General features: G+C 62.8%; 4 protein-coding genes. 1 reads left to right on the top strand and 3 read right to left on the bottom strand.

Going from position 1 to position 6,093, the window contains the following annotated elements:
- Positions 1 to 406 precede the first annotated feature (406 nt).
- On the top strand, positions 407 to 3,607 hold the full coding sequence (gene putA, locus XpopCFBP1817_RS18980) for a bifunctional proline dehydrogenase/L-glutamate gamma-semialdehyde dehydrogenase PutA (RefSeq protein ID WP_128418288.1): 3,201 nt from the start codon (positions 407 to 409) through the stop codon (positions 3,605 to 3,607).
- Between the two features lie 79 nt (positions 3,608 to 3,686).
- On the opposite strand, the gene XpopCFBP1817_RS18975 is transcribed toward putA, so the two are convergent.
- From XpopCFBP1817_RS18975 to XpopCFBP1817_RS18965, 3 genes are all read right to left on the bottom strand, one after another.
- The gene (locus XpopCFBP1817_RS18975) at positions 3,687 to 4,373 is read right to left on the bottom strand and encodes a TIGR02679 family protein (protein ID WP_208619667.1); all 687 of its coding nucleotides are present in this window, start codon (positions 4,371 to 4,373) and stop codon (positions 3,687 to 3,689) included.
- A 57-nt stretch (positions 4,374 to 4,430) separates the two neighbouring features.
- Positions 4,431 to 4,961: a hypothetical protein gene (locus XpopCFBP1817_RS18970; protein ID WP_128418286.1), complete on the bottom strand. Its 531-nt coding sequence runs from the start codon at positions 4,959 to 4,961 to the stop codon at positions 4,431 to 4,433.
- Between the two features lie 400 nt (positions 4,962 to 5,361).
- Positions 5,362 to 5,904 carry a DUF2397 family protein gene (locus XpopCFBP1817_RS18965; RefSeq protein WP_208619668.1) on the bottom strand — a complete coding sequence of 181 codons (543 nt, stop codon included), beginning with the start codon at positions 5,902 to 5,904 and terminating at the stop codon, positions 5,362 to 5,364.
- Positions 5,905 to 6,093 lie beyond the last annotated feature (189 nt).

Here is a 6,093-nt window from a genome sequence, read left to right as displayed (position 1 = left end):
TGGAGCGATTACGCACACTGCCCGAACACGTCTACAACCAGATGGTCATGGGCTGAAAAACGTGGGGATACCTCAGGTCCCGACCCCTTCGGACATCAACGTCAGCACTTCGATCATTGACAACAGGCAGCGCACTGCGGGAACAGGCCGATGGTAGACCCGTGCGAACGCATGCGGCAAGCGTTTCGGGCAATCGTTCAATTGCTGCAGTGCAGCTAAAAACATGCGTAAATCACACACTTCCCAATGCATGCGCCGATGCAAACGTCTGTAGCCGATAATGATCGAGTCCGCTTGAGCGTGCGGTGGCGACCTGCAAAAAACGGCGGGAAAGTTGCCGCTTTCATACAAGTGCGCAGGGGCTACGGCTCTTTAGAATGACTACGCATTCCAAGGCACCTTTCGCATGAACGCTCAGCTCGACCCGCTTGCCTCCACCTCAGCTGCGCGCCTGCTGTTGGCGCCCGAGCTGCCTGCCGCACCTGGCGCATTGCGTGCCGCCATCACCGCCGCCTGGCTCAAGGACGAAGCCGAGCACGTGCGGGAATTGCTGGACCAGGCGCGCCTGCCCCCTGCCGAACAGGCCAAGGTGCAGGCGGTTGCCGCCGATCTGGTCACCCGCGTCCGCGCACGGGCACAGGATCAAGGCGCGATCGAAGCCTTCATGCGCCAATACGACCTGGGTAGCGAAGAAGGCGTACTGCTGATGTGCGTGGCCGAAGCGCTGTTGCGCATTCCCGACCAGGACACTGCAGACAAGCTGATCCGCGACAAGCTCGGCGATGCGGACTGGAAGAAACACGTCGGCGGCAGCGACTCGGTGCTGGTCAACGCATCGACCTGGGGCCTGATGCTCACCGGCAAGCTGGTGCAACTCAACGACCTCACACGCGCCGATGTGCCGGGTGCATTCAAGCGTTTGATCGGCCGCGTCGGCGAGCCGGTGATTCGCCTGGCCGTGCGCCAAGCGATGAAGATCATGGGCCACCAGTTCGTCATGGGACGCACCATCGCTGAAGCCCTATCGCGCTCGCGCAAGGGTGACAATGCCGATTACCGCTATTCGTTCGACATGCTCGGCGAAGGCGCATTGACCATGAAGGATGCGCAACGCTATCTGCAGGCGTATCGCGATGCCATCCACGCGATCGGCCGCAGCGGCAGTTTCGTCGGCACCGATGTATTTGCAGCACCCAGTATCTCCATCAAACTGTCAGCGCTGTATCCGCGCTACGAGCATTCAAAGCGCGCACGCGTGATGGCTGAGCTGGTGCCCGGTGTGCTGGAGCTTGCGCAGCTGGCCAAGTCATACGGTATCGGCTACACCGTCGATGCCGAAGAAGCCGATCGTCTGGAACTGTCGCTGGATATCGTCGAGGCTACGTTTTCCGACCCATCGCTGGATGGATGGGAAGGCTATGGCTTGGCGGTGCAGGCGTATCAAAAGCGCACGCCGTACACGATCGATTTCCTGGCTGATCTTGCGCGTCGCGTCGGTCGTCGGATTCCGGTCCGTCTGGTCAAGGGCGCGTACTGGGATGCGGAGATCAAGCGCGCACAGATCGAAGGCCATCCCGGATATACGGTGTTTACGCGCAAGCAAAATACGGACGTGTCGTATCTGGCCTGCGCACGCCGCATGTTCGCGCACAGCGATGCGCTGTATCCGATGTTCGCCACCCATAACGCGCAGACCATCGCCGCGGTGCGCGCGATCGCGACGAGCAAGAACTACGAACACCAGAAACTGCACGGCATGGGCGATGACCTGTACGCCGAAGTGATTCCGGCCGATCGCTTGGGGTTGCCGTGTCGCGTCTATGCGCCGGTCGGCTCGCACGAAGATCTGCTGCCGTATCTGGTGCGTCGCCTGCTCGAAAACGGCGCCAATTCCAGCTTCGTCAATCGCATCACCGATGAGGACGTCGCCATCGAAGATCTGATTCGCGATCCGGTCGATGCGGTGTCGTCGTTTAGCTCCATTCCGCATCCCAAGATTCCGCTGCCCACCGATTTGCTGCGCGGCCAGAACCAACACAGGAAAAACTCCATGGGCGCCAATCTCGCCAACGACAAAGATCTGCGACAGTTGGCCGAGCAACTCAATGCCGCGATCAACCCGTGGAGGGCGAGCCCATTGGTGCCCGGCGCGGTGATCAACACGCCCAGTGAGACAGTGCTGAACCCGGCAGACAGACGCGAAACCGTCGGGTATTGGCAGCCGGCCGATCCGGCAACAGTGCAGAAGGCGCTGGCGTCCGCTACCGCCGCGCAGCCGGCCTGGAACCGTACGCCGGCCGCCAGCCGCGCCACTATCCTGGAACACTCAGCCGACCTGCTCGAAGCACGCATGCCCGAGTTCATGGCGATCTGCGTCAAGGAGGCTGGCAAGACCCTGCCCGACGCAGTGGCCGAGGTGCGCGAAGCGGTGGACTTCCTGCGCTACTACGCCGGCCAGGCACGCGCACAATTCGGCGCGCCCGAGCGCCTGCCTGGGCCCACTGGCGAATCCAACGAGCTGCAGCTGCATGGCCGCGGCGTGTTCGTCTGCATCAGCCCCTGGAATTTCCCGCTCGCCATTTTCCTGGGTCAGGTCGCTGCCGCTCTGGCGGCCGGCAACAGCGTCATCGCCAAGCCGGCAGAGCAAACCAACCTGATTGGCCACGCAGCAGTGAAGCTGCTGCACGAGGCAGGCATTCCCGAAGCGGCAGTGCAGTTCCTGCCAGGCGACGGCGCCACCGTGGGCGCGGCACTGACCAACGACCCGCGCGTGGCCGGCGTCGCTTTCACCGGCTCCACAGAGACCGCACGCGTCATTAACCGCACCCTGGCCGCGCGGGAGGCCGCAATCGGTGTACTGATTGCCGAAACAGGTGGTCAGAATGCCTTCATCGCTGACTCTTCCTCACTGCCAGAAGCCGTCGTCAAGGATGCGATCTCCAGCGCCTTCATGTCCGCAGGCCAACGCTGCTCGGCCGCCCGCGTCCTGTTCGTACAAGACGACATCGCCGACAAGGTCATGACCATGCTGGCCGGCGCCATGGGTGAGTTGAAGATCGGCGATCCTGCGCTCCTATCTACCGATGTTGGTCCCGTTATCGATGCAGATGCACTCAAGATACTCGACGATCATGCAGCGCGCATGGATCGCGAAGCCCGGCTGATCGCGACCACCACCTTGGATCCTGAAACCGCTAACGGCAGTTTCTTCGCCCCACGCGCGTATGAACTGACGTCGCTCGCGCAGCTGCGGCGCGAGATTTTCGGACCAGTTCTGCATGTCATTCGCTGGAAAGCCGATCAACTTGACACCGTTATCGATCAGATCAACGCCACCGGCTATGGCCTGACCCTGGGCGTGCACTCGCGCATCGACGAGACCATAGACCGCATCACCACCCGCGTTGCGGTTGGCAATGTTTACGTCAATCGCAACCAGATAGGTGCAGTCGTCGGCGTACAACCTTTCGGCGGCCAAGGCCTGTCGGGCACCGGCCCGAAAGCCGGCGGCCCGCATTACCTGCTGCGTTTTGCGACCGAGAAGGTCGTCACCGTCAACACCACAGCCGCAGGCGGTAACGCCTCGCTGCTGACCTTAGGCGACTGAGGCTCGCGCGCCGTGGTGGAGTGACTACCGCAAGCCCGCCGCATCGACGACCAAGGCGGCAACGCGCACACGCTTCCGGTCACTGTGCGACGGGCGAACCCAGGTCGTCGAGGAGGCAGGCCACAACTGCTTCTTCGGCAACAGCAAAACCATGGGCATTCATCACCGCAGCCAATTCGGCGTCCCAAACGGCCTTCACCCTGGCAGCCTCCAGGCCGTGCGGCCGCGTTGGTGCCCGCGCGGTGGCCGCACGATAGTCGGCTGCGCCAAAGCCCCAGGGCCGTGCGTTCCAGGTGCGCATGACGAAGTTGCCGATGCCGATGCCGGGCCAGTCGTAATCACCGTGGTAGTGCAGGTGCCCACAAGCAGCAGCCAGTTGACCCAACACGATACGCTGGGCGGCAGTCGGCATGCCGTCGGTGCAGACCAGCGGTGCACGGGTCGCGCCCAGACGGTCGGCGGCGATAGCCACGACATCCGGGTCCTTGCAGACATGAATGTTGCGGTCTGCCACCGGCCCCATTGGCCGATGGCGCAGCAGTTGCCGCAGTGACAGGTAGCCGGGTTCGCCTGGACTCCAGGCAAATCGCGCATGCGCGGGCAGGGGCAGATTCAGGCACAACGCCGGCCGCGCCAGTTCGCTGACCAGCACGCCAGCGTGTCGCACGGTGTACCGGTGCAAGGCGGTCTGCCGGGCTGCGGACAGCGCCGCCTGCGCCGGATTGTTGCCTTTAGGGCGCGCCGTCCATTGGCCAAGCTGCTGCAAGGGAACGGTTGCGTTGAACCGCAATTGCGTCAAGTCCGCGCAATGAGCGGCCAAGCCTCAGTCAGCGCCTGGCCTGCCTGTTAGGCGTACCGATCCGGCCTGTTCGCGCCGTTGCAACGCTTCATCGCATTCGTCGCGAACGGCCTGGGCGGTATCCCGCGCACGCGTCGTCGTCAGCTGCTGCTTGTCCAGTTCAACGTGACGACGCCGCAGAAAGGCGATGTCCCGCCGCCTCCGGGAAACCAGCGCGCGCAGGCTGTCTATCGTCGCCTGTGGATCGGGCGGAGTCTGCGCCAGCACCTCGGCCGCCAGAGCGAACAGCGGATTGACGATGATGTCCGCATCCACGCCAATAGTCCGGGCATTGTCCAGAGCATGCGTCCGCGCCTTTTCCAACGCCTCGCTCGCCTGATCGGCCTGCCTGGAGCGCTGCCGACTTGGGTTGGCTTCGTTCTGCAGCATATTGCGTTCCGCCTCTCGCTGCTCGAACGCTGCAAGCGCCTCGCGCTTGCGCTGGTCAGCATCTTTTTCTGCTTGAGCGAAGCGATTGGCCTGCTTGTTGTCGGGGTCGCTCCGCAGCGTCTCCACCCGGTCTCTGACAACCGCGCACATCTGCCTGGCTACTTCGTGGGCATCGCTGGCGCCTCGCTCGGACTGCTGTGCCTGCTCCCGGTCGGACTGACGCCTATCGTACGCCTCGCTGGCATTGTCTAAACCGGTCTGCGCTTGACGTCATTCGCGCGCCTGACGGCGTGCAATCATACTGGCATAGATGCGGTAACGTCGTTCGAATTGAGTGATGGCCTGCCCCAGCTGGCGAGCCTATTCCAACTGAATGCGATCTTCCTTCATCTGATTGAGTGCCTCGTCCACATCGCCCAGCAACTCAGCCGGCAGTGGCGGCAGCGACTCGCTCAAGGCATTGGACAGACCAGTCTCGTCTGGCTTCTTCGACAGTTGCGGCTGACGCGACTGGATCCCGGTACGATCAGCGCATTGTAGCGGCGCTGTCCCATCTGGAACAGAGGTTTGTCCACGGCCCGGCGATCCCTTGCCCACTCTCAAATTCGATCAACCGGCGTTTGTAGGCGACCAACGCGGTCGCATCGGCCTGCTGCAACTCCAGGCTGCGTGCGCCCCCTGCCATGAACGCCTTGGCGTGAGCGGCCAGATCTTCGAACAAGCGTAACAGATCGCGCAGGATCTCGTGCGCTTTTGCCACATCCATACCGTCAGCGGGCGCATCGCCAAGCAGACGCCAGGAAGCCTTCAAGCGACTGTCGATGTCCTCCAACGCCACAGGCTGCAGCGCGACGCGGTGACGCAGATTCTGCTCGAACGCGTCCAACCCCACCTCCACCGCCTTGCCACCTCCCGGCAGCCGGTAGAGGTAACGGGCGCTATAGTAGTCATTGAGCGTGGACACGCGCGCCATATCCGGCTGCGACTCAAGATTTCCCCAGGCGGACAGTTGCGCAAGCGCCGCAGCAACGTCCTGTTGCGCAGGGGCGTGCCAATGCGTTCCATCAATACCTCGTCAAGCCGCAACTGCAGACGCTACTGCAGCTTGGCTGCGGCGGATACCGCCATGATGGTGTGGTGGACCGTTGCCTTGTCCGCAGTCACATGACGGAACAAATCCGCCGATGCCGCGATTGGCGAAGTGTCACGCTGCTCCATGCTTCCTTTTCCAAACCCGGGATACAAGGCCGCGGCCATC

The sequence above is a fragment of the Xanthomonas populi genome (assembly GCF_002940065.1).
GTDB classification, from domain to species: Bacteria; Pseudomonadota; Gammaproteobacteria; order Xanthomonadales; family Xanthomonadaceae; genus Xanthomonas; species Xanthomonas populi.
The sequence above is the reverse complement of the archived record's forward strand: the minus strand, read 5'-3'. Positions and strand labels throughout refer to the sequence as shown.